Source organism: Shewanella sp. M16 (genome assembly GCF_018224605.1).
In the GTDB taxonomy this organism is placed as follows: Bacteria; Pseudomonadota; Gammaproteobacteria; order Enterobacterales; family Shewanellaceae; genus Shewanella; species Shewanella oncorhynchi.
This window is the reverse complement of sequence record NZ_JAGTUL010000016.1, coordinates 38,797-61,434: the sequence shown is the minus strand read 5'-3', so window position 1 is coordinate 61,434 and position 22,638 is coordinate 38,797. Positions and strand designations below refer to the sequence as shown.

The window sequence follows — 22,638 nt, the reverse complement described above, 5'->3', positions numbered from 1 at the left end:
CGATTTGAGGTAATTAATGGGTGTTCAATTCTTGTTATCTATCATCGCACTCGACAGGCTCGAGTTCTGTGTCCTTAGGCTCGCGGGTATGCGACAGATTAAGTTCAGCGTCGTCATCCTGAGTGTCGTTATCGTCCTGGGCTTCATTGAGCGCTTTTTCTAGCAGCATTTTATCCAGTTGTTTGCTGGTATCGACCCCGAGCTGCTGCATTAAATGGGCTTGACGCACTAGATTGCCTTTGCCCGATGACAGCTTGTTCATTGCGCTGTGATAGGTTTTTTCTGCATTATCTAAGGCGCGGCCGAGTTTTTCCATATCTTCAATATAACCACATAACTTGTCGTAAATTCGACCCGCTTGTTTTGCAATGGTTTGTGCGTGTTGATTTTGATATTCGTAGCGCCAAATATTGTTAATTGTGCGCAGGGCTACCAACAAATTCGTTGGACTAACAAGCATGATATTCTGCTCAAGGGCAAAATTGACTAGGCTAGGATCATGCTCCAATGCCAGTAAAAATGCCGGTTCGATAGGAATAAACATCAACACATAATCGAGACTCTTAAGGCCATGCAGATGTTGATAATCCTTTTGACTTAAGCCTTTAATGTGACTGCGAATTGAAATGACATGCTCGTTAATGGCCTGTTGGCGCAGTGCCGGATCTTCACTGTTGAAGTAGCGCTCATAACTAACCAACGACATCTTAGCATCGATGACCACATCTTTATTTTCTGGCAGATGCACAATCACATCCGGCTTAAAGCGTTTACCGCTATCATCCTTGAGATCTTGCTGAGTATGGTACTCATGGCCTTCACGTAGGCCGCTTTCCTGCAGTACGCGATCGAGGATCACTTCACCCCAGTTACCTTGCTGTTTGTTATCGCCCTTGAGCGCTTTGGTCAGGTTGATGGCATCTTGGCTCATCTTCAGATTGAGCTCCCTTAAGTGCTCAAGCTGATGTTTGAGGGCGCTGCGTTCGGATTGTTCGTGGGTGTAGGATTCACGAATTTGCTGTCTGAATCCTTCTAGCTGTTGCTTCAATGGCCCAAGCACGCCTTCGAGTTGGCTGGCATTTTGGTGCTTAAAGTTTTCGCTACGTTCTTCAAAAATACGGTTTGCGAGGTTTTCAAATTGGGTTTGCAAACGCACTTCGGCCGATTCTAAGCTGGCAATTTTATCCTGCAGCGATTCTTGCTGGGCATCGGCCTTGGCTTGAATGGTTTGCTGCATGGCATTGGATTTCGACAGGGCTAATTGGATCTCTAACTGACGGCGCTGGCTATCATTTAATTGCTGCTCCAAGGTGGGAACGCGTTCGGCTAAGGCCTCGGCTTTGCCCAGTTGTTCAATTTTGAGCTCAAGGCGTTGCTGGTATTGACGTAATTGCGCTTCTTTGTCATCGACCAAAATTTGCTGTTGTGCTAAGGATAATTCTGCATCTTCATTGACTTGACGCATTTCTTGCTCAAGTTGGTCTTTGTGTAGTTGCCAGCGTTGGCGGGTGAGTTTTTGATTGAGCAGAGCACCGATCAACAGGCCTAAGAAGGCAATGGCGAGAAGGCCGATGATTTCGGCGACAGAAAAAGATTGAGAAAATGGCATGATCAATAGCACTCCTTTAGCTTTGGCGCTTAGGTTCGCATGCCCCCCAACAGGCTTCAAGCCCTTTAATCAACTATATCTGCGCTTAATGCTTGAATGAGCAAGTCTTATACGTTTAAGGTGAATTTATTCACGGGTGGAAAGTTTTTCTGGCTTTTACCTGTCTATATAAGAGTGAGCGATACAGACGAGCGCCAGAGAAGGTTTTTATCGCGACTCGGTGGCTTTAATCATTGGATGGTAGAGGTGTCAATTGGCTAAACATTCCCGTTTTACCCCAGGTATTCTTAAAAAAGCGCAGTGGCACATGCAAGACAACCAAGTGACGCCCGAAGCGGTATTTCGCTCGCGTCGGCAAATTGTAAAAGCCATGGGACTCGGTGCTATCGGTGCCAGCGTGCCCGGTTATGTGCAGGCTGGATTATTCGATCTATTTGGCGATCAACCTAAGTCCTCATTTATCACTACGCCACTGACGTTTAAATCCAATAAGCAGTACGGTGCCGCCGATGTGTTAACCCCGTTTGATAAAGTGACGCAGCATAATAATTTCTACGAATTTGGTACGGATAAGCAAGATCCCTTCAATAATGCCCAAGGCTTTAAAGTTGATCCTTGGCAATTGCGTATCGAAGGTGAAGTTGAACGGCCCATGACCTTAGATTTTAATGATCTGACTAAAATGTTCCCGCTTGAGGAGCGTAACTATCGCCTGCGCTGTGTTGAAGCTTGGTCTATGGTGATCCCTTGGGTGGGGTTCCCGCTGGCGGCGTTATTAAAAAAGGTTGGCGTCACCAGTAAGGGCAAGTATGTCGCCTTCGAAACCGCTTTTGATCCCGAGCAAATGCCGGGGCAGAAGAGCCGATTAATGGGGGGAGGTATTCATTATCCCTATGTTGAAGGCCTCACGATAGCCGAAGCTATGAACGATTTAACCTTAATGTCGGTGGGTTTGTACGGTAAAACCTTGCCACCGCAGAACGGCGCGCCCATTCGCTTAGTGGTGCCGTGGAAATACGGCTTTAAGAGCATTAAATCAATCGTGCGAATTCGCGTTATGGATAAACAACCGCCGACCAGCTGGAATCAGCTTGCCTCACACGAGTATGGATTTTATGCCAACGTTAATCCGGCGGTGGATCATCCACGCTGGTCGCAAGCCACAGAGCGTCGTATCGGCGAGGGGGGATTGTTTTCAGCAACCCGAATCGATACCCAGCCGTTCAACGGTTACGGCGAGTTTGTGGCTTCACTGTATGACGGCATGGATCTGAGGAAATACTATTGATGATTGGTTTGTTGTTTGGATATTCGCCATTAAGCGGGGACAAGGTATGTTGAGATTAACCGCTAAGCACTTGTTTTGGCTAAAGGCGTTATTTCATTTGTTGGGTTTAGTGCCCATCGTCTACCTTGTGCTCACTGTGGTGCTTGGCCGTGCGGGTGGCGATCCCGTGCAGCACATTATTCACTACACAGGCATAGGCGCATTAAATGCGCTAGCGGCGACCTTACTGATCTCACCGATTGCCAAGTTGACCAAGCAAGGGTTGTTGATGCAGACCCGCCGTTTAGTGGGGTTATATGTGTTTGCCTATGCCACCTTGCATATCTTGGCGTTTTTTAGTTTAGATCTGTTATTTGCTTGGGAATTACTGTTTAGTGAAGTGGTAAAACGGCCGTACATTTTAGTCGGCGCAGTGGCTTATCTTATCGTCACCGCTTTGGCGATAACTTCGTTTAAAGCCTTGATGCGCAAGATGGGACGTCGTTGGCAAACCTTGCATAATGGGGTGTATTTAGTCGCGATATTAGCGCCAATCCATTTTTACTGGTCGGTAAAATCGGAAATCATCGAGCCGAGTCTGTATATCGTAGGTTTTAGTGTGATGCTGCTGTGGCGCACGCCTTGGTTTAAACGTCATTTCAGCCGTAAAGTGGCGAACAAAACCGAGCATAAGCTGACACAAGATAAAGCTTCGATAAAGTCGGTTTAGACGTATGGCGCGAGCAGTAAATCACTGGCTTGATTTATGTTTCTTTGTGCCTAACGTGAGATCTAAAGTATAAAAACAAAAATGCCGAATGAAGATCCGGCATTTTTCGCTGAATAAATAGTCTTGCTCAGCTACTTTTTCGGGGTCAGTAGGCAGGACTTAACCTAAACCTTGGGTCGCTGATTTCATTTGAATGAACTCAATTTTATAACCGTCTGGATCTTCAACAAATGCAATCTCAGTGGTACCACCTGCGACAGGACCTGGAGCACGAGTCACTTTGCCACCGGCTGCGGCAATAGCAGCGCAACGGGCGTAGATATCTTCATCGCCAATCGCTAAGTGGCCAAAGCCTGTGCCTAAATCATATTTGTCAGTGCCCCAGTTATAGGTCAGTTCAACCACGGCTTGGCCTGTGGATTCTTCACCGTAACCCACGAAAGCTAAAGAATATTTGTACTCTGGATTTTCAGAGGTGCGAAGTAGTTTCATGCCGAGCACTTCAGTATAAAAAGCAATACTGCGTTCTAAGTTACCGACGCGGATCATAGTATGTAATAGTTGCGACATAGGTCCTCTCTCTAAATAGATTACGGGGTGGAGTATACCAAAAATCCGTAGATGGACCTCGATAAATGTCAGCCATTGTTTTTTACAGCGCTTGACCCAGATTAAAGCTTAGGATAGGGAAATGATTGTCTGTAAGAGGAATTTTCAGGATTTAGAAGAGAAAATTGCCGATAAATTGGCTATCGCTCACAAAACACAGATACAAACATGGGTTTTTATCACTGGGTTGATAATAATGTAGCCATACCAACTAGGAGAGTGAATGATGAACACCGAACTTAAAATGGCTTTAGGCACCACAGTTGTTATTGCTTTATTTTTCAGTGCTTTTTTTGTTTCAATGTTTTAACGACTAATACAAGTTTGAGTTAACCCAGTTCCAAGTTAAGCAAAAAAGCCGCTATTGCGGCTTTTTGTTTGTTTGAAATCCAGTCTAATCAATGTGAAAACAACACTGAAACGTCAATTTGCTCCACTCAGTTGATTCGAAGCTTATTCTTCAGGGTATATTTTTTCTTTAAAATCACACAAGTCTTCAATGATACAGCTGCCACAGCGGGGTTTGCGCGCAAGGCAAGTGTAGCGTCCGTGCAGGATAAACCAGTGGTGCACATCGACTTTAAATTCTGCTGGCACGACTTTTAGCATTTTCTCTTCCACTTCGACTACGTTCTTGCCGGGCGCGAATTTAGTGCGATTGGCGAGGCGAAAAATATGGGTGTCGACGGCGATGGTTGGCCAACCAAAGGCAGTGTTTAGTACCACGTTAGCCGTCTTGCGGCCAACGCCGGGCAGAGACTCTAGGGCTTCGCGGTTTTCTGGTACTTCGCCATTGTACTTTTCAATCAAGATCTCACAGGCTTTGATCACATTGATGGCTTTGTTGTTATATAAGCCTATGGTTTTTATGTATTGCTTTAAACCTTCTACGCCAAGGGCATAAATGCTGTGGGCTGTGTTTGCTACAGGAAAGAGCTTGTCTGTTGCCTTATTGACACTCACATCTGTTGCTTGGGCCGATAACGTCACTGCCACTAGCAGTTCGAAGGGACTTGAAAAATTGAGTTCGGTTTCAGGTTTGGGATTGTTATCGCGAAGACGAGTGAGGATCTGGATACGTTTTTCTTGATTCATGTACGATTCCTGCGCTGTGGTGGGTTTCAACTCTCAACCGTTCATTATCACTATCTTATTAATGATGATTGATGAGTTTACAACCCACGTTCGCTGATTTTCTTATGCTTTGAGTTTTGCCGCTAATCATGTGCTAGGCACACATTAAACGCGTTAACACTAGGGCATATCTGATCGCCATAATGCCTGTCGTTACTTGAAAGCCTAACCTACCTTAGTGATCCGTGCGCGGGTAACGCTCGGTTCTGCGGCGACTTGAGGTTGGCGTTCTTTGACTTTTTTATCAATCACATTTTTCAATGCAATCAATAATCCCATCACGATAAATGCGCCGGGTGGCAGCATAGCAAGGAGAAATGGGGTATCGACTTGCCATAGATGCATGGTTAATGATTTAGCCCATGGGCCGAGCAGTTGATCCGCACCATCAAACAGTGTGCCTTGGCCTAAGATTTCCCGCGTTGCGCCCAGCACTGTAAGCACTAAAGTAAAACCAAGGCCCATCATTAGACCATCGAAGGCGGCACTAAACGCATTATTACGCGAGGCAAAGGCTTCGGCGCGGCCGATGATGATGCAGTTCGTCACAATTAATGGCAGGAAGATCCCAAGGGATAAATACAGGCCGTAGGCATAGGCATTGATGAGCAGTTGCACTGTGGTGACTAGCGCGGCGATGATCATCACAAACACAGGAATACGAATTTCTTTTGGCACATAGTCGCGCACCAGTGACACCAAAATGTTAGAGCCAATCAGCACCAGCATAGTGGCTAGACCAAGGCCAAGGGCGTTAGTGATCGTTGCAGTAACCGCGAGTAGCGGACATAAACCTAACAGTTGCACTAGGCCTGGATTGTTTTTCCACAGTCCTTGCCACGCAATTTCGCGATAATTAGTCATGGTTGGCCTCACAATTTAGCGGCTGGCTGAAAATTTGTGCTTGGTTAGTGCTGAAATACCATACCGCGTTTTTGACTGCTTTAACATAAGCGCGCGGGGTGATGGTTGCACCGGTAAATTGGTCAAAATCGCCGCCATCTTTTTTAACTAACCATTGCTTATCATCTGCAGAGCCCAGCACTTTACCAACAAACTGAGTGACCCAATCCGATTTACGTAGTTCAATTTTGTCACCCAGCCCAGGGGTTTCTTGGTGGGACAAGGTACGTACGCCTAAGACTTCACCTTGGATATTAATTCCAACAATTAATTTGATATTACCGCTATAGCCATCGGGTGCTATGGCTTCCATGGCGATAGCGACAGGCTTGCCTGCATGGGTAGCAATATAGGCCGGCATTGGACTATCCGTGCCTAATGCTTCTTTGTTTAATAGCAAGGTACACTGAGCGGTAAGCTCGTTATCATGTATTTCATCAGGGATTAATTGTTGCAATACTCGCATCAATTCCTGTTGTTCTTGCTGCTTAATCTTGTCAAAGGTTTGTTGATTGACCGCGGCGACGAGACCCGTGCAAATCAAGGCAAACAGCGCCAATAAAAAACCATTTTTAATCATCGGATTTTTCAACTCTTTTTCCTTAAGCTCTCGTTGCCAGCAGAATGACATTATCTTGTAGCATGACTGTAGTCCGCCAAATGGCCTTAGCTAGCTGAATGACCATAGGTGCGTGGCCGCACATAGTAGTCAATAAAGGGGGCACAGAGGTTAGCCAATAACACGGCAAAGGCAAAGGCGTCAGGGTAACCGCCTTTAATGCGGATGATGTACACCAACACACCAATTAACGCGCCGAAGATAATGCGACCACGGGGGCTGGTTGCTGCTGTGACGGGATCGGTTGCGATAAAAAATGCCGCTAACATGGTCGCGCCAGAAAACAAATGTAATAGGGGACTGCCTTGGGTATCGGGCGACAGTAAGAAACCGATACTCGATGCAACAAAGAGCCCCAATAACACGCCAGTACTGATGTGCCAACGAATGGCTTTCAGTTTAAGTAACACTAAACCGCCAGCCAGATAAGCTAAATTCACCCAGAACCAACCTACGCCTGTGCTGCCATCAAAGATGGCTTTAGTCAGGCTTTCTGTGGTGGTTAATCCTAGGGATAAATCGGTTTTAAGGGTATCGAGTGGCGTCGCCATTGCGATGCCATCTATCCCTAAACGAAACTGTTCCAAGTTAACGTGGGCGCCAATGTTGAAGATAAGTTGCAAGCTCTCAGCTAGGCTAGGCGAATGCAGCGCAACGGTACTCGGTGCTATCCAAGTGGTCATTTGCACTGGGAATGAGATTAACAGCAATACATACGCCGCCATTGCAGGGTTAAACAGGTTATGGCCTAAACCGCCGTAAAGGTGCTTAACGATAACGATCGCAAAGGCGGTACCCATCACTATCATCCACCAAGGTGCTAGGGGAGGTATGGCGACACCAATCAAGATTGCGGTCAGCATGGCGCTGTTATCGCTAAGGCTGGCTTTGATATTACGATTGCGAAGTTTCATCACCGCAGCCTCACAGCTTAAGGCAACTATAATCGCAAGTAGCACTTGAACAAGCGTGCCCCAGCCAAAAAAGGCGCATTGCACCACAAGGCCCGGCAGTAAACATAAAATCACCCTTTGCATCACAGTTGAGGTATGCAAATTACGTGTAACATGGGGTGATGAGGCTATTTTAAACGCCATTGTGTTCCCTTTTCATCATTCTGTTCTTAATCATTAGCAACACTTGAATCGCTCGAAGCTTCGGTTTGTTGAGCGAGTGCCGCTTTTTTGGCTTTTGCCTTGGCTATGGTCGCAGCAATCCGTGCTTTTTTAAGCACATCGCCTGATAAGGCTGCCGTTTCAATGGGTTCTGTAATTTGTTCTGCGGATGGTAAAACGGCTTCGGGTTTAGCTGCTACGGCATCAAGGGCTGCTGCTATCGACGGCGATTCTACGTTAGCTTTAGTTTGAATGTCGTCAACGGACTCTATTTCAGACTCAGCTGCTGATGCCGCAGCTATTTTCTTCGCTTTAGCCCGAGCAACAGCGGCGGTAACTTTAGCCTTTTTAATCGCTTCAGCATCGTTAACATCAGTAGCGGCTGCTTCTGTATCATCATTCACATCTGCTTGAACGCTAGCTGCGGAATCAACTGTTGGAGTCGCGGTCTGAGTTAAATCATTGTCAGCATTTGTCTCAACTTGCTGCGCGGCTTTTTTCGCTTTAGCACGGGCAACCGCGGCGGCTACTTTGGCTTTCTTAATCGCTTCTGAATCATTAACGTCACTAACGCTAACATCACTAACGCTAACGTCAGTATTGCTAACTTCAATATCACTAGCGGCGGTTTCTGCTTGCTGCGCCGCTTTCTTGGCTTTTTCCCGCGCGACTGCGGCAGCCACTTTGGCCTTTTTATCATCGGCAGCGCTGGCTTCTGGTGTGCTGTCAGCCGTTTCAAGCGGCGCGGTATCGGCTTGCTGAGCGGCCTTTTTAGCTTTGGCGCGAGCAATGGCCGCGGCGACTTTGTCCTTCTGAGATAACGGCGCTTCTTGCGCGATTGCATCTGTTGCTAAGAAGGATTCATCACTGGCATCAACATTCACCACATTGTTTGTATCAGCACCATTGGCATTCACTTGGGCGGCTTTCTTCGCCTTAGCGCGGGCGATGGCTGCGGCAACGGCAGCTTTACCCTTGGGCGCGTCTGTCGTATCAGTGCTTATTACGTTTGATTGATGATTCGATGATTCTTCAGTCGACAACTCTTCAGTTGCTGATTGTGCCGCTGCGGCTTTTTTCGCGGCGATCCGTGCCATGGCTTCAGCGACGGCATTTTTATCCGTGCCAGTCATAGTTGCTTGTCTGCGCTCTGCGGCTTCTTTTGCCTTAGCTTCACGGGCAAGCTTTTCTTCTTCAAGACGCGCTAAACGGGCATCGAAACGCTGTTTAGCGCGCTCCGCTTGCTGCTTTTCATCGGCGGTTTGTTTAAGTGCAGATTTGGCAATGCGGTAATACTCGACTAAAGGAATATCACTAGGACAGACGTAACTACAACAACCGCATTCAATACAATCCTTTAGATTGTAGCTGGCAGCTTTGTCATATTCTTCGGCCTTGGCGTGCCAAAAGAGTTGCTGTGGCAATAGGAGTGCAGGGCAGGCATTGGCGCATTCGCCGCAGCGGATACAGGCTTTTTCTTCTGGCGTAGTTCCTATTTCTTGGCTGCTTGGCACCAGAATACAGTTAGTACCTTTTAAAATAGGCACTTGGATATTCGCCAATGCATGGCCCATCATAGGCCCGCCAATAATCACCTTTTGTTCAGGCTCTGGCGTGAACTCAGTCGCAGCCAGCACATGCTCAACAGGTGTGCCTATCGGTAACCAGTAGTTTCCCGGTTTGCCGACATTTTTGCCCGTCACAGTCACAACGCGCTCAATCAGCGGTTTACCTTGGGTAACCGCTTGATGAATCGCAAAGGCAGTGCCGACGTTATGCACGACGATACCGAGTTTGGCGGGAATCGCGCCCGAGGGCACTTCGCGGCCAGTAATGATTTGAATTAACTGCTTTTCACCACCAGAAGGGTATTTTGTCGGAATGACGGTTACCCGAATGCTGTCCGCTGGGAGCCCACATTGGACGACTGCAGCTTGCATGGCTTTGGCCGCTTCTGGCTTATTATCTTCAATAGCGATAACAATGCGTTTTGGCGTTAATAACCGATGAATAATGCCAATACCGGCGAGGATATCTTGGCTGTATTCGCGCATTAATCTGTCATCGGCGCTGATATAAGGTTCGCATTCGACGCCGTTGATGATGACTAAATCAATTTCACTGACCGGATTAAGCTTAATATGAGTTGGAAACGCCGCGCCGCCCATGCCTGCAATGCCAGCAGCACGGATCTTATCGATCATCTGCTGATGGGTTAAATCCTCAAGCTCATTTTGCACCAGCTCACACCAAGTGTCTTTGCCATCGGCTTGGATAACGCAAGTGTTAACTGGCAATGCTGAGGCATGGTTGCTGGCCCTTGGCTCAATGGCAACGATAGTACCCGATGTCGGCGCATGCACAGGTAAATGCCAAATGGAGGTACCTTGAGTTAACGGTGTGCCTTTTAATACGCTATCGCCGATGTTTACCGCAAGTGTGCAGTTTTCACCGACTTGAGGGATGGGTACTAAGTACGTATCGGCTAAGGGCAGTTGGCTAATCGGCGTCGCGTTCGAGAGGAATTTGACTTCGGGTGGATGTATACCACCGGGTGAGCGCCAAAGGGTTCCTTTATCTAATTGATCTAATAAAGTTAACACCGCTTTTCCTCTTCTAACTGTGGGTCTTGGTTCTGAATCTCTTTGATGAGATTCTCTTGAATGAGAGTCACTGGGATGGCATTTAAGCGCCAGTTCCAATTTTTAAGATTCTGGGTGACTGGGATCATATCAATACAATCGACGGGACAAGGCTCAACACAGAGATCGCAACCCGTGCAATCGGTTGTCAGCACAGTATGCATAAGCTTACCTGCACCGATAATCGCATCCACGGGGCAGGCTTGAATACACTTAGTGCAACCAATACATTCGTCTTCACGTATGTAGGCGACCTTTTTCACTTGAGATTGTGCTTCGGCATTCAGCGGCTCGGGCTCGACGCCCATCAGGGTCGCCAGTTTTTCCATGGTGGCAGTGCCGCCGGGAGGGCATTTGTTGACTTTATCACCGTTGGCAATCGCTTCAGCATAAGGGCGACAGCCAGGGTAACCACATTGACCACATTGTGTTTGTGGCAGAATCGCTTCGAGTTCATCGACAATCGGATTGCCTTCAACCTTAAATTTAACGGCGGCAAAACCGAGTAATAGCCCAAAAACTAATGCCAATAGGGTCAACAATATGACTGCAATTAAAATTCCGGACATCTTACTTAACCAATCCTGTGAATCCCATAAAGGCGAGGGACATAAGACCTGCGGTGATCATCGCTATGGCGCCGCCTTTGAAAGGTAAGGGGACATCTGCGGCTGCTAAACGTTCGCGCATCGCCGAGAAGAGAATTAACACTAATGAGAAGCCTAATGCAGCACCAAAGCCATAGATAGCCGATTGGATAAAATCGTGCTTCTCGTTAACGTTCAATAGGGCAACACCCAACACCGCACAGTTAGTTGTGATCAGCGGCAGGTAAATCCCTAAAGCGCGATGCAGTGCAGCACTGGTTTTTTGCACCACCATTTCAGTAAATTGCACCACAACCGCAATCACTAAAATGAAGCTCATGGTTCGCAGGTAGCTCAGATCAAAGGGCAATAGTAGATACTGGTTGACGAGGTAACTGAGAATCGAGGCTAACGTCAGCACAAAAGTGGTCGCCATAGACATGCCAATAGCGGATTCCAGTTTACTGGAGACCCCCATGAAAGGACACAAGCCTAAGAATTTCACTAAAACGAAATTGTTGACCAGTACTGTACTGATCAACAAGAGGAGATATTCAGTCATCTCAATACTTTTCTAAACGGATCTTGGCCGTATTATCGACTTTTCCGTTTGCATAAACAACATATAGAATGCAGGGTTAACCATCTTTACTGTAAATTTTGGCGACGAATTAGCCCGTTAAAGTATTAAATTTGATCTGTAATCGCCATGGCTTGGGGCTGTGCTATGTAATAGCCTTGCAATCCATCAACTAAGAGTTTTTCGAGGGTGAGTTTTTCTTCTTGGCGTTCGACGCTGGTCGCAATAACCCGAATGCCTATCCGTCTTGCAACATCCACCATCATACGGACGAAGAACTTATTATTGCTGTCTTCATCAATATTCGATGTGTAGCTGCCATCAAGCTTTATGTAGTCTGGGCGCACTTCACTGAAGAATTTGAAGGACGTAAAGCTCATGCCAAAACGCTCTATCGACACCCGTGATCCAACGCTATGTATTTCGCGAACGAACTTATAGCTTGCCCCTAAGTTAGACTGCATACCTGACTCATTGATCTCAAATACTAAGCGCGAGGCGATGTATTTTTGCTTGCCTAAAATGTCCTTTAGCCAAGCGACAAACATATCCTGATGCGCAGAAAATGCGCTGATATTGATGCCAAAGTTACCCGAAATGGTCGGGTTTTCCTTAAGCATTCTTAATGCACTGATCACCACCAGTTTATCTAATTCAGAACTCATACCGTGACGTTCTGCCATAGCGATCACTGTGGTGGTCGGTAAAAACTTACCTTCGCTATTGTAAAAGCGCGCCAACAACTCGCGGTAAACCTCTACATCAGTTCGGCAGGGCTGAATTGGCTGTTGGTAGAATTTTAATGCTTGGCGAGTGACTAAATCATTGATCGCCATTTTCCAGCGATCATCACCAAACTGCTCGTCACCATTGAGTTTTTCTTGGATATGATAGCTATTAGGTCCAAGGGTCTGCGCTATGCTGACTGCGGTATCCGCAATCGTCAGCAAATTAACCGCATCGGTACCTTGGTGATAGGGAACTAAACCGATATGGGCAACAGATTCCGCTTTTGTCATCTGCAAATATTCATCGAGATAAATTTTTAATTGGTCTAAAAATTTTGGCGCATCCTTCAGCATGACATCAGGAATAAAGATGGCAAAATCAGCGCTCGATACCCTGAAACATTCTGCATCTGAATACTTACTACAGGCTTTGCGGATACAATTTGCCACCCTTGAAAGATAATCATCCCCCGCAGTTCGCCCTTGTTTTTGATTGATTTGCGCAAGCTCCGTGGCCTTAACCATTGCCATCAGCCCCAATTGAGGAATATCGGGATTGCTTATGGTTTCTAATTTTTGGGTAAAGCGCTGGCGACTACCAAAACCTGTCACTGTGTCTTGATAGGCCGCTTTATGCAGCTTTTCATTCTCTTGATTGAGTTTATCGATTTGGGCTTTAAGTTGAAGACGACACTCTTCAAGGGATATTCCAATGGGGTTGAGCTCATCTGTGAGTTTTGATGATGCGACAGCAGAAAACCCTAACTCAGGTATTTTTGAAATATAATCAGCAGCATAACGTATCGCCGCCCTATGTTTTGACATTAACAGAATAAACACTAACAGCAAGATAAGGTAAGCCACCAGTAACATGACACCGAGCTTTTGAGTATGACTAATCGAAGTTTCAATCGCTTGGTTTGCACTGAGTTTGACTTGTAAACGACCGGTTGCCAATTTTTGTGTATGACTGAGCTCAATAGAAAATAAACGGGCTAAAGGATGAGGATGTTGGCTGTCTAAACGACCTTCGGTATGACTCCGTTGGCCATCGGTATCATCAATATATTGGAAAAATTGGAATGGGTAATTTTCAGAAAGCTTTTTGAAGAGTTCGGCGCCATCACCTTGCCATTGTTGGTAGCGGGTTAAACTGGTTTTAAAGCTATCCAGTTCTTGCTGTTGTTGGATTTGTAATTGGCTATTTTCGCTTTGATATACCCAAGCAAAAAGACCTAAGAAAATAAGCAGTAAAAAAATTGGATATGATTTTGACATGGCCATAAAAATCCGCTCTATTTTTTTGGGTGAGCTCAAACAGGATAAGTTTAAGTCAAGAATACTTAACTGCTGCTATCTGTGTGATGACACTCATAAATTTTTATTAATAAGCTGATAACAGTGTAACTGCATTTGCTTAAAAACAAAACGGAAAAGAATAGGGTAACTAGAAGCCAGAAGAGGCAAAGACACGGGAACAAAACGAAGAATAAATTGGCTCCCCTGACTGGACTTGAACCAGTGACATACGGATTAACAGTCCGCCGTTCTACCGACTGAACTACAGGGGAGTAGAGGGTGCGATATTGCTATCGACTTTACAGAAACAACACTTCTTAAATGGCTCCCCTGACTGGACTTGAACCAGTGACATACGGATTAACAGTCCGCCGTTCTACCGACTGAACTACAGGGGAATCGAGGTGCGATATTACTATCGACTTTTTAGCTTGCTTAAATTGGCTCCCCTGACTGGACTTGAACCAGTGACATACGGATTAACAGTCCGCCGTTCTACCGACTGAACTACAGGGGAATCATTTTAATGCATCAGCTTGATAATGTAATTGGCTCCCCTGACTGGACTTGAACCAGTGACATACGGATTAACAGTCCGCCGTTCTACCGACTGAACTACAGGGGAATTGTTTACAACTTATCTTACTGCTTGTTCTAACTCATTTTTATCATGTGCTTAAATTGGCTCCCCTGACTGGACTTGAACCAGTGACATACGGATTAACAGTCCGCCGTTCTACCGACTGAACTACAGGGGAATCGTTTCACACAATCGTAGCGACTCGTTGAGAACGGAGCGCATAGTAAAACGCTCTGTTGGATGAGTCAACTCGAGTTACTAAAAAAAGTGTAATTATGCTGTTAAGTGCTCATCTAATGTGCATCGTGGTGCAGAATTCGACATTTTCCGTGAAAAACCACTTAACAATTCGCAATATAGCCATAATTGAGTCCATCGTTTTTAAGCGGTGATTCTATGAAATTGAAATCATTCGCTAAATAATCGACACCGTTTTCGGTACTTGGTCGAGTACTTAAGACTCAAACCGCTCAAAAAAGGATCTCAGGTGGGTAATGTGAATTTACTCAGTTCTTTATGCCGATAGAAAACGTGGGTTATCTTTTCGCTGTTAAAGTCCGTTTTTCTGTTTTAACAAGTTTGCTGTTGTTGATGGAGGTGTTAATTGAGGCTTTATCGAATTAGCGTGAGCTGTTTTTCAAATGAAGTGATGCACTTCACTATAAGTTGTGGCACCAGATGCGCTACTACAGCTCGTGTTAATTACAGTTAGTGAAATTGATACAAGTAGCAACATTTATCAAATGTAATTAAATTACTAAATGCTGCGAGACGGTTGTTAAGACACATGACAGCCTCCAATCCCGCGTGGTTTCTAGGTTATTTCGACTTATCAACAAAATCTGTGGATAACCCTGTGAGTTGTCCTGAAAAATGGCCGCCAAAGCCTTGGGGTATGGGCGGCGGACTTAAAATGCACTATTTTGGGGTTAAAAAATAAATTTAAGCATTATCAAATGCATACTAAAAGCAAGTGGTTTTTGTTGAGGGGGAAAACAAGGTTGCAATTTTGTAATCGAACGAAATTGATTTCTTGTGTATTAAATTGGCATTTTTGCTTAGTTTGCGGGTGTTTTGTGAGCAAAAAACGCTGAAAACGCCTTAGTTTAAAAGTTTCATGTTTCTTCCTTTAAATTGTCATCTTGCGGTTTTAGATCGTATTGATATGACGACAGGAAGGATAACTGTGGAGCTTAGTCGGTGACTTGATTAGAATGGGGCGACTCACTAAAAGGATATGTGCGCGTGTCAGAATCTGTTTTTCAGCTTGAATCGCAATTCGCCCCCGCAGGCGACCAACCTACAGCGATTGCCAAATTAGTCGATGGACTCGAAGCGGGTCTGGCCTGCCAAACCTTACTCGGGGTGACGGGCTCAGGTAAAACCTTCACGATTGCCAATGTGATCCAAAAATTAGGTCGGCCCACGATTATCATGGCGCCTAATAAAACCTTGGCGGCGCAGCTTTATGGTGAGATGAAAGAGTTCTTTCCCCATAATGCGGTCGAGTATTTCGTTTCTTACTACGATTACTACCAGCCCGAAGCCTATGTACCTGCATCAAATACCTTTATCGAAAAGGACGCTTCGGTTAATGCTCACATTGAGCAGATGCGCTTATCCGCCACTAAGGCGCTGTTAGAGCGTAAAGATGTGGTGCTGATTGCTTCGGTGTCGGCTATTTATGGCTTGGGCGATCCCGATTCCTATTTGAAAATGTTGCTGCATCTACGCCAAGGCGATGTGATGGGGCAGCGTGACATCTTAATTCGTCTCAGCGAATTGCAGTACAAGCGCAATGATATTGAGCTACAACGTGGTACTTATCGTGTGCGCGGTGAAGTGATTGATATTTTCCCCGCCGATTCTGAGCGTAATGCCATTCGAGTCGAGTTGTTCGACGATGAGATTGAACGCTTAAGTGAGTTTGACCCGTTAACGGGCCATATTATTAAACGTATCGCCCGTACGACGGTTTACCCTAAAACACACTATGTCACGCCGCGGGAAAAAATTATCGCTGCCACTGAGTTTATTAAAGAAGAACTGCGTGAGCGTAAGCAATATCTACTCGATAACAACAAGTTAATTGAAGCCCAGCGTATCCATGAGCGAGTGCAATACGATGTGGAAATGATGGTGGAGTTGGGTTACTGCTCTGGCATCGAAAACTACTCGCGCTATTTGTCTGGCCGCGCACCAGGGGAAGGACCACCAACCTTACTCGACTACTTGCCTGCCGACGGCTTATTAATTATCGATGAATCCCATGTGACTGTGCCGCAAATCGGCGCTATGTACAAAGGTGACCGTTCCCGTAAAACCACACTTGTCGAATACGGTTTCCGCTTACCGTCCGCCTTGGATAACCGGCCGCTCAAGTTTGAAGAGTTTGAGCAATTGATGCCGCAAACTATCTATGTGTCGGCAACACCGAGTGCCTACGAGCTGGAAAAGAGCGAAGGTGAGATTGCTGAGCAGGTCGTGCGGCCAACGGGATTGCTCGATCCTGAATTAGAAGTGCGCCCTGTTGGGACCCAAGTGGACGATTTATTGTCTGAAATCGCCAAGCGAGTAGCAGTCAATGAGCGGGTGTTAGTGACGACGCTCACTAAGCGTATGTCGGAGGATTTGACTGAATACCTCGACGAACATGGCGTAAAAGTGCGTTATCTGCATTCGGACATTGACACTGTCGAACGGGTTGAGATCATCCGCGATCTGCGTTTAGGTAAGTTTGATGTGCTGGTTGGGATCAACTTATTGCGCGAAGGCTTAGATATGCCTGAAGTGTCATTGGTGTGTATTTTAGATGCCGATAAAGAGGGCTTCTTGCGCTCTGAACGCTCGCTCATCCAAACGATTGGCCGCGCGGCGCGTAACGTCAATGGTAAAGTGATCCTCTATGCCGATCGCATCACCAATTCGATGGAGAAAGCGATAGGTGAAACTGACCGACGTCGTGAACGTCAGCGGGCGCACAACTTAAAACACGGTATCACGCCTAAGGGCGTCGTTAAACGGATCACCGATGTGATGGATGTGGATGATGGCCGCGACAGTAAAGCTGTGTATGGCAAAGTGGCTGAGCCTAAGCCCCATTACCATAAAGCCGATGCGGCAGAGTTGAGCCATCAAATCGATCAGCTTGAGAAGAAGATGCATGAACATGCGCGCAACTTAGAGTTTGAACAAGCGGCGGCAATGCGTGATGAAGTCAAGCACCTGCGGGACCTGTTGATCAAAGCCTAGATTTATTCTTACGCTCAGTATTAAAAAAGCCGTCCAGCAATCATGCAGCGACGGCTTTTTAATATCTTGACTTGGATTAAGCAGGGACTTTTGATTGGCTCATTTTTAGCTTGATAAACACCGCTAAAGCGCAAATCAGCCCACAGATTAAGCCGACCAAATGCGCCTCGGTTGCTACGCGCGCACCTATCATGGCGGTGACATCACTGCTGGCACCATAAAGCTGTTCGTAACCGACCTTGATGATAACGCCAACGAGCAGCAGATAGCCTGAGCGTAGCTTAAGAACAATATCCTGCACTGCGCCGTAGGCGAACAAGCCATGTAACATACCGCTTAAGCCGACATAACCAAGCAATTGCGGATAGCCTAAATACAAGCCTATACCTTCAAGTAAACATAACACGAAAAATAGTGCACTTAAGCCTTTGAGATGATAATGAAAATGGTGCAAAAATAGCACCACCCACAGCCCTGCAAGGTTCATCAATAGATGCCATTGATTCGTGTGCAGTAAATTTCCTGTGATTAATCGCCACCATTCACCCTCACTAATTGCACTGCGGCGATAGGCGAGTAAGTTATCGACAGTGGGGCTTGCTAAGCCTGCTGCATACAAACCCGCACAGATCAGACTCACCATCAGCGCGACCCAATAGGGACTGCGTGTCATGCTTTAGGCTCGCTGGCGTCAAGCTCAGCCATGACCGCTGCTTTATTCTGTAGATAGTCATCTAATCCACGTTTGCGAAGATGACAGGCAGGGCAATCACCACAGCCATCGCCAATCACGCCGTTATAACAGGTGAGAGTATGGTGGCGAACCAGATCGAGTTGCCGATATTTATCCGCCAGTGCCCAGGTTTGTGCCTTATTGAGCCACATTAAAGGCGTGATGATTTTTAGTTGCTTATCCATGCCTTGAACTAAGGCGGATTCCATCGCTTTGACAAAATCGTTACGACAATCAGGGTAGCCTGAAAAATCGGTTTCACACACGCCTGTGATAATCGCCTGCGCCCCTAATTGATAGGCATAAATACCTGCAAGCGTTAAAAATAAAATATTACGGCCGGGCACGAAGGTATTGGGTAAGCCATTTTCCATCAACTCGTGTGAAACGGGTATCGCATCACGGGTGAGGGCTGAAATAGCTAACTCATTGAGTAAGGTGACATCCATGACTTTATGGCTGGTGATCTTCAAGTGTTTTGCTAAGGATTTGGCGACTTCAATTTCTTCGCGGTGGCGTTGACCGTAGTCAAAAGTGATCCCATGTACTTCATCGTACTGGGTTAGGGCTTGAATAAGGCAAGTTGTTGAGTCTTGTCCGCCACTGAATACCACCACTGCTTTGGACACCACTGTTTTTGACACTAAGCTCGTTGACATAAAGGATTTCACTTCACCGTAGAACAGGTATAAATAGGGCGTTAGTGTAACTCAGGCCTTAGGGCTTGCAAACTCTGACTATAGGGTCGAAATAGGCTTTCTCGGCGCAAAAACTTGCAGCTCAAGCTAAAATCCACTATAAATGCCGCCCCAGAAAAGTGGAACGTCAGTATGAACTACCCTGTCAACGAAGTATTTGAAACCATTCAAGGTGAAGGTGTCTTTACCGGAGTACCCGCCATATTTGTCCGCCTACAAGGTTGTCCCGTGGGATGTGCTTGGTGCGATACGAAACAGACATGGGATGTGCTTGAAGCCAATAGGGTCTCGCCAGAGCAAGTGATTACCGTAGACGGCACCATTGGTCGCTGGGCTGATCATACGGCGCAAAGTCTTATCGCTGCCTTTCACGCTAAAGGTTTTACTGCGCGGCATATCGTGATCACCGGCGGTGAGCCTTGTATGTACGATTTACGCGAATTAACCGAAACCTTGCACAGCCAAGGCTTTGCGACTCAAATCGAAACCAGTGGCACCTTCGAAATCAACTGTGCCGATGACACTTGGGTGACAGTATCACCCAAGGTGAACATGAAAGGGGGCTATCAGGTATTAGCACAGGCGCTGAACCGCGCCAATGAGATTAAGCATCCTATCGCTACTGAAAATCACATCGATGAACTTGATGAATTACTGCAAGACATCGATATTTCAGCGAAAACGATTTGCCTGCAGCCGATTAGTCAAAAGCCTAGAGCGACAGAACTGGCGATGAAAGTGTGTATCGCCCGTAATTGGCGCTTATCGATCCAGACCCATAAGTATTTGAATATTGATTAATGCTAATCTGCAAAGCATAAAAAACGCCTCACAGTTGTGGGGCGTTTTTTATGGTGGATGTTTTGTGGATTCTAAACCTAATGACTTAATACAGTTGCTTAATCAAGCTCACTTAACTGGCCGAAATGATTAAATGCTGCAAGTTGGCGCTGATAGGGCGCAATATCGCCGATGTTAGCTGTAATCCAATCTATATCGTAATAAGTATCAAGGTAACGCTCACCCGAGTCACAAATGAGGGTCACTATTGAGCCTTGCTCTCCACGCGCTTGCATTTGTACTGCAAGTTGCAATGCGCCGTACAGGTTGGTTCCTGTGGATGCGCCGGTTTTACGGCCAATCAATTGTTCTAACCAATGAATCGTCGCCACTGATGCGGCGTCGGGAATTTGCAGCATAGTATCGACAACTCCAGGAATAAACGATGGCTCGACTCTCGGTCGACCTATGCCTTCAATCTTACTGCCATTGCAACAGGTTAAGCTGGCATCGCCGCTCTGATAGAAATCAAAAAAAACGGAGTTTTGCGGGTCGACCACGCAAAGTTGTGTTGCCAACCTCTGATAGCGAATGTAGCGGCCTATGGTCGCCGATGTGCCGCCAGTGCCTGGGCTCATCACTATCCACCGCGGGATAGTGTGTGGCTCGCGCTCCATCTGATTGAAAATCGAGTTAGCGATATTGTTATTACCGCGCCAGTCGGTTGCACGCTCGGCGTAGGTGAATTGATCCATATAATGGCCGCCTAGCTCTGCGGCAAGGCGCGCCGATTCGGCGTAAATCTCACTGGAATGATCGACAAAATGACATTGACCGCCATAGAAAGTGATCTGCTCAATCTTCTTTTTAGCTGTGCTTTTGGGCATTACGGCAATAAAAGGTAAACCGAGTAAGCGGGCAAAGTAGGCTTCAGAAATCGCCGTACTGCCCGATGAGGATTCGATAATTGGCGTGCCTTGCTTAATCCAGCCGTTACACAGGGCATAGAGGAAGAGTGAGCGGGCGAGGCGATGCTTCAAACTCCCTGTCGGGTGGGTACTTTCATCTTTAAGATAAATATCTATGCCATCGAGCATAGGTAATTCAAGCTTAATCAAGTGGGTATCGGCGCTGCGCTGAAAATCCGCTTCAATCTTGCCTATCGCGTGGGCTTCCCATGTTGGGCAGAGTCTGTGAGCGCTGTGAGAATCCACTGGTGGTTGAATCGTGTTAGAAATCATAGTAGTCACATCGAAAGGGATCATTTTCAGAGCTTATCACAGGGACGGGCAAAGCGGTTTTATTGGATGACCTTGAAGTCATTCGCTTAAAGTCGAGCACGACGTAATTGAAATCAAAAAATGTCGTTAACCAAGAGGTTTACTTAACATAGAAATACTAAGAATTTAATTAGATTAAGCTGAAATAATTAGATTAAGTTGGAAAAGACTATGCGGAAGTGGAACAAGAAGGATATGCGAGAGTGAAAGAAATGGTGGAGGGAGAAGGATTCGAACCTTCGAAGGCTGAGCCGTCAGATTTACAGTCTGATCCCTTTGGCCACTCGGGAACCCCTCCACAAACTTTCTTTTTAGCTTTACAACTAACTTTTAAAATTGTCTTTCAAAACATCATCAATAACGGACTTGTTTATCAAGACAAAACTAAACATTGGCCATGCTTAGTCTTTGAAAATGATCCTCTGCGTTAGAGATAAAGATGGTGGAGGGAGAAGGATTCGAACCTTCGAAGGCTGAGCCGTCAGATTTACAGTCTGATCCCTTTGGCCACTCGGGAACCCCTCCACGAATACCTTTAACGCTTTTGTAAAACTCTACATCATTTTCGAACAACACGATAAAACTTGCAGTGCAAATGGTGGAGGGAGAAGGATTCGAACCTTCGAAGGCTGAGCCGTCAGATTTACAGTCTGATCCCTTTGGCCACTCGGGAACCCCTCCTCAATTGCGGCCGCCATAGTAGTCAGAAACCTTTTCCATGTAAATACCCAATTTAAAAATATTCCTAAAGTTATGTATCAAATGGTCGATTAACTAACAACGAATTGTTTTGACGATGTTTTTTTATGCAAATTGATGTTCCTTTAGTCAACGAAGCCCAAATTGGCACCCGCTTAAACGCGGCGATAGAAAACGACAGACGGGGCGAATTCGCCCTGTTGCTGTCGTTACTGTCGGTTGACGCACGGGACATGGCACAATTCCAATGGCAAAATGAATTTGATATGGCGCAAAAATTACAACGTCAGTTCGAATTGCCACCGCAGCAAAGTTTAATGGCGGATTTATCGTCTGCTGAACCAGTGGTTGATAACAGCAGTATTTTTATGGCTCAAGGTCCACGTGCGTTTCAATTACAACAAGCATTGCGACCGGAAGCCTTAGTCATCCGTGGCGGCGAGTCAGTCGCAATGGCAGAAGCGTTAAGTAACTGTGACCATGTGACTCAGCTGAGGCAAAGGGGCCAATTAACCGCACCCAAAGTCGAGATCATGCACTTTGCTGATCAATTGGCAATCCAACGTAATCTTGTGCCTTTGCTCGCCTCAGCCTAAGGCCGTCTTCCCGCAAGTGGTCTTCAATACCCATCAAGTCAATCTGATCCATTTCGATAAATAAGCGTGAGCTAAAGCCAGTTATCTTGAAGCTTAATTACCTATAATTCGTATTAACCTATCGAGTTAAAATTTACCGCGTTAAAAATTTAACGAGCATATTTTAGTGATGCCGTTAATCAGTCGCTCTATACATTA

19 protein-coding genes and 8 tRNA genes are annotated in these 22,638 nt (G+C 46.1%); 6 read left to right on the top strand and 21 right to left on the bottom strand.

The genetic code is table 11. The features are described 5' to 3' along the window. Positions 1 to 34: 34 nt before the first annotated feature. Positions 35 to 1,609, bottom strand: coding sequence for a DNA recombination protein RmuC (gene rmuC, locus KFE26_RS12365; RefSeq protein ID WP_212600562.1), 1,575 nt, complete (start codon positions 1,607 to 1,609; stop codon positions 35 to 37). A 253-nt stretch (positions 1,610 to 1,862) separates the two neighbouring features. On the opposite strand from rmuC, the gene msrP reads away from it, so the two are divergent. Then, the gene (gene msrP / locus KFE26_RS12360; protein WP_212600561.1) at positions 1,863 to 2,897 is read left to right on the top strand and encodes a protein-methionine-sulfoxide reductase catalytic subunit MsrP; all 1,035 of its coding nucleotides are present in this window, start codon (positions 1,863 to 1,865) and stop codon (positions 2,895 to 2,897) included. Between the two features lie 46 nt (positions 2,898 to 2,943). After that, positions 2,944 to 3,606, top strand: a complete 663-nt coding sequence (gene msrQ, locus KFE26_RS12355) for a protein-methionine-sulfoxide reductase heme-binding subunit MsrQ (protein WP_212600560.1) — start codon at positions 2,944 to 2,946, stop codon at positions 3,604 to 3,606. A gap of 159 nt (positions 3,607 to 3,765) precedes the next feature. Here msrQ and gloA read toward each other — a convergent pair whose 3' ends face one another. From gloA to KFE26_RS12285, 14 genes are all read right to left on the bottom strand, one after another. Further along, positions 3,766 to 4,176 (bottom strand): lactoylglutathione lyase, encoded by a 411-nt coding sequence (gloA, locus tag KFE26_RS12350; protein WP_006087315.1) that lies wholly within the window; start codon positions 4,174 to 4,176, stop codon positions 3,766 to 3,768. 492 nt (positions 4,177 to 4,668) lie between these two features. Beyond that, positions 4,669 to 5,310: an endonuclease III gene (nth, locus tag KFE26_RS12345; protein WP_113939645.1), complete on the bottom strand. Its 642-nt coding sequence runs from the start codon at positions 5,308 to 5,310 to the stop codon at positions 4,669 to 4,671. A 204-nt stretch (positions 5,311 to 5,514) separates the two neighbouring features. After that, positions 5,515 to 6,213: an electron transport complex subunit E gene (locus KFE26_RS12340; protein WP_028760019.1), complete on the bottom strand. Its 699-nt coding sequence runs from the start codon at positions 6,211 to 6,213 to the stop codon at positions 5,515 to 5,517. Beyond that, positions 6,206 to 6,844, bottom strand: coding sequence for an electron transport complex subunit RsxG (gene rsxG / locus KFE26_RS12335; protein WP_131524983.1), 639 nt, complete (start codon positions 6,842 to 6,844; stop codon positions 6,206 to 6,208). Before rsxG ends, KFE26_RS12340 begins: the two co-directional genes overlap by 8 nt. A gap of 74 nt (positions 6,845 to 6,918) precedes the next feature. Beyond that, positions 6,919 to 7,968: an electron transport complex subunit RsxD gene (gene rsxD / locus KFE26_RS12330; RefSeq protein ID WP_028760017.1), complete on the bottom strand. Its 1,050-nt coding sequence runs from the start codon at positions 7,966 to 7,968 to the stop codon at positions 6,919 to 6,921. A 26-nt stretch (positions 7,969 to 7,994) separates the two neighbouring features. Further along, a complete protein-coding gene (gene rsxC / locus KFE26_RS12325) occupies positions 7,995 to 10,589 on the bottom strand; it encodes an electron transport complex subunit RsxC (RefSeq protein WP_212600559.1) in 2,595 nt (864 codons plus the stop codon). After that, on the bottom strand, positions 10,583 to 11,197 hold the full coding sequence (gene rsxB / locus KFE26_RS12320; RefSeq protein WP_212600558.1) for an electron transport complex subunit RsxB: 615 nt from the start codon (positions 11,195 to 11,197) through the stop codon (positions 10,583 to 10,585). Before rsxB ends, rsxC begins: the two co-directional genes overlap by 7 nt. Position 11,198: 1 nt before the next feature. Continuing rightward, positions 11,199 to 11,777 (bottom strand): electron transport complex subunit RsxA, encoded by a 579-nt coding sequence (gene rsxA, locus KFE26_RS12315; protein WP_006081543.1) that lies wholly within the window; start codon positions 11,775 to 11,777, stop codon positions 11,199 to 11,201. A 125-nt stretch (positions 11,778 to 11,902) separates the two neighbouring features. Continuing rightward, positions 11,903 to 13,807, bottom strand: a complete 1,905-nt coding sequence (locus KFE26_RS12310; RefSeq protein ID WP_212600557.1) for a GGDEF domain-containing protein — start codon at positions 13,805 to 13,807, stop codon at positions 11,903 to 11,905. 211 nt (positions 13,808 to 14,018) lie between these two features. Next, positions 14,019 to 14,094: transfer RNA gene (locus KFE26_RS12305), tRNA-Asn, on the bottom strand. A 50-nt stretch (positions 14,095 to 14,144) separates the two neighbouring features. Then, positions 14,145 to 14,220 (bottom strand) — tRNA-Asn (locus KFE26_RS12300). A gap of 43 nt (positions 14,221 to 14,263) precedes the next feature. Continuing rightward, positions 14,264 to 14,339, bottom strand: a tRNA-Asn gene (locus KFE26_RS12295). 32 nt (positions 14,340 to 14,371) lie between these two features. Beyond that, positions 14,372 to 14,447, bottom strand: a tRNA-Asn gene (locus KFE26_RS12290). Between the two features lie 57 nt (positions 14,448 to 14,504). After that, a tRNA-Asn gene (locus tag KFE26_RS12285) sits at positions 14,505 to 14,580 on the bottom strand. Between the two features lie 609 nt (positions 14,581 to 15,189). Here KFE26_RS12285 and KFE26_RS12280 point away from each other — a divergent pair. Together KFE26_RS12280 and uvrB are read left to right on the top strand one after the other, a co-directional pair. Further along, complete coding sequence (locus tag KFE26_RS12280) at positions 15,190 to 15,342, top strand: hypothetical protein (protein WP_212600556.1); 153 nt, start codon at positions 15,190 to 15,192, stop codon at positions 15,340 to 15,342. Between the two features lie 305 nt (positions 15,343 to 15,647). Further along, entirely contained in the window at positions 15,648 to 17,654 is a 2,007-nt protein-coding gene (gene uvrB / locus KFE26_RS12275) for an excinuclease ABC subunit UvrB (protein ID WP_212600555.1), read from the top strand. 76 nt (positions 17,655 to 17,730) lie between these two features. Here uvrB and rrtA read toward each other — a convergent pair whose 3' ends face one another. Together rrtA and queC are read right to left on the bottom strand one after the other, a co-directional pair. Further along, the gene (gene rrtA, locus KFE26_RS12270; protein WP_212600554.1) at positions 17,731 to 18,327 is read right to left on the bottom strand and encodes a rhombosortase; all 597 of its coding nucleotides are present in this window, start codon (positions 18,325 to 18,327) and stop codon (positions 17,731 to 17,733) included. Beyond that, complete coding sequence (gene queC, locus KFE26_RS12265; protein WP_212600553.1) at positions 18,324 to 19,046, bottom strand: 7-cyano-7-deazaguanine synthase QueC; 723 nt, start codon at positions 19,044 to 19,046, stop codon at positions 18,324 to 18,326. The genes rrtA and queC overlap by 4 nt, the downstream gene beginning before the upstream one ends. Before the next feature lie 171 nt (positions 19,047 to 19,217). Here queC and queE point away from each other — a divergent pair, with 171 nt between their 5' ends. Next, positions 19,218 to 19,886: a 7-carboxy-7-deazaguanine synthase QueE gene (queE, locus tag KFE26_RS12260; protein ID WP_212600552.1), complete on the top strand. Its 669-nt coding sequence runs from the start codon at positions 19,218 to 19,220 to the stop codon at positions 19,884 to 19,886. Positions 19,887 to 19,984: 98 nt separating this feature from the next. Here the strand turns inward: queE and KFE26_RS12255 are convergent, their stop codons facing one another. The 4 genes from KFE26_RS12255 to KFE26_RS12240 form a co-directional block, all read right to left on the bottom strand. Next, the gene (locus KFE26_RS12255; RefSeq protein WP_212600551.1) at positions 19,985 to 21,130 is read right to left on the bottom strand and encodes a PLP-dependent cysteine synthase family protein; all 1,146 of its coding nucleotides are present in this window, start codon (positions 21,128 to 21,130) and stop codon (positions 19,985 to 19,987) included. Positions 21,131 to 21,358: 228 nt separating this feature from the next. After that, positions 21,359 to 21,443, bottom strand: a tRNA-Tyr gene (locus KFE26_RS12250). 142 nt (positions 21,444 to 21,585) lie between these two features. Next, positions 21,586 to 21,670, bottom strand: a tRNA-Tyr gene (locus KFE26_RS12245). 71 nt (positions 21,671 to 21,741) lie between these two features. Next, a tRNA-Tyr gene (locus tag KFE26_RS12240) sits at positions 21,742 to 21,826 on the bottom strand. A gap of 125 nt (positions 21,827 to 21,951) precedes the next feature. Between KFE26_RS12240 and KFE26_RS12235 the strand changes: the two genes are divergently transcribed. Next, complete coding sequence (locus tag KFE26_RS12235) at positions 21,952 to 22,440, top strand: VC2046/SO_2500 family protein (protein ID WP_212600550.1); 489 nt, start codon at positions 21,952 to 21,954, stop codon at positions 22,438 to 22,440. Positions 22,441 to 22,638: the final 198 nt, after the last annotated feature.

What these genes read in the sequence shown, in the direction of transcription:
- rmuC (WP_212600562.1), bottom strand. Translation starts at nt 1,609, where the DNA reads ATGCCATTTTCTCAATCTTTTTCTGTCGCCGAAATCATCGGCCTTCTC.
- msrQ (WP_212600560.1), top strand. Translation starts at nt 2,944, where the DNA reads ATGTTGAGATTAACCGCTAAGCACTTGTTTTGGCTAAAGGCGTTATTT.
- gloA (WP_006087315.1), bottom strand. Translation starts at nt 4,176, where the DNA reads ATGTCGCAACTATTACATACTATGATCCGCGTCGGTAACTTAGAACGC.
- nth (WP_113939645.1), bottom strand. Translation starts at nt 5,310, where the DNA reads ATGAATCAAGAAAAACGTATCCAGATCCTCACTCGTCTTCGCGATAAC.
- KFE26_RS12340 (WP_028760019.1), bottom strand. Translation starts at nt 6,213, where the DNA reads ATGACTAATTATCGCGAAATTGCGTGGCAAGGACTGTGGAAAAACAAT.
- rsxD (WP_028760017.1), bottom strand. Translation starts at nt 7,968, where the DNA reads ATGGCGTTTAAAATAGCCTCATCACCCCATGTTACACGTAATTTGCAT.
- rsxB (WP_212600558.1), bottom strand. Translation starts at nt 11,197, where the DNA reads ATGTCCGGAATTTTAATTGCAGTCATATTGTTGACCCTATTGGCATTA.
- rsxA (WP_006081543.1), bottom strand. Translation starts at nt 11,777, where the DNA reads ATGACTGAATATCTCCTCTTGTTGATCAGTACAGTACTGGTCAACAAT.
- KFE26_RS12310 (WP_212600557.1), bottom strand. Translation starts at nt 13,807, where the DNA reads ATGGCCATGTCAAAATCATATCCAATTTTTTTACTGCTTATTTTCTTA.
- KFE26_RS12280 (WP_212600556.1), top strand. Translation starts at nt 15,190, where the DNA reads ATGACAGCCTCCAATCCCGCGTGGTTTCTAGGTTATTTCGACTTATCA.
- rrtA (WP_212600554.1), bottom strand. Translation starts at nt 18,327, where the DNA reads ATGACACGCAGTCCCTATTGGGTCGCGCTGATGGTGAGTCTGATCTGT.
- queC (WP_212600553.1), bottom strand. Translation starts at nt 19,046, where the DNA reads ATGTCAACGAGCTTAGTGTCAAAAACAGTGGTGTCCAAAGCAGTGGTG.
- queE (WP_212600552.1), top strand. Translation starts at nt 19,218, where the DNA reads ATGAACTACCCTGTCAACGAAGTATTTGAAACCATTCAAGGTGAAGGT.
- KFE26_RS12255 (WP_212600551.1), bottom strand. Translation starts at nt 21,130, where the DNA reads ATGATCCCTTTCGATGTGACTACTATGATTTCTAACACGATTCAACCA.
- KFE26_RS12235 (WP_212600550.1), top strand. Translation starts at nt 21,952, where the DNA reads ATGCAAATTGATGTTCCTTTAGTCAACGAAGCCCAAATTGGCACCCGC.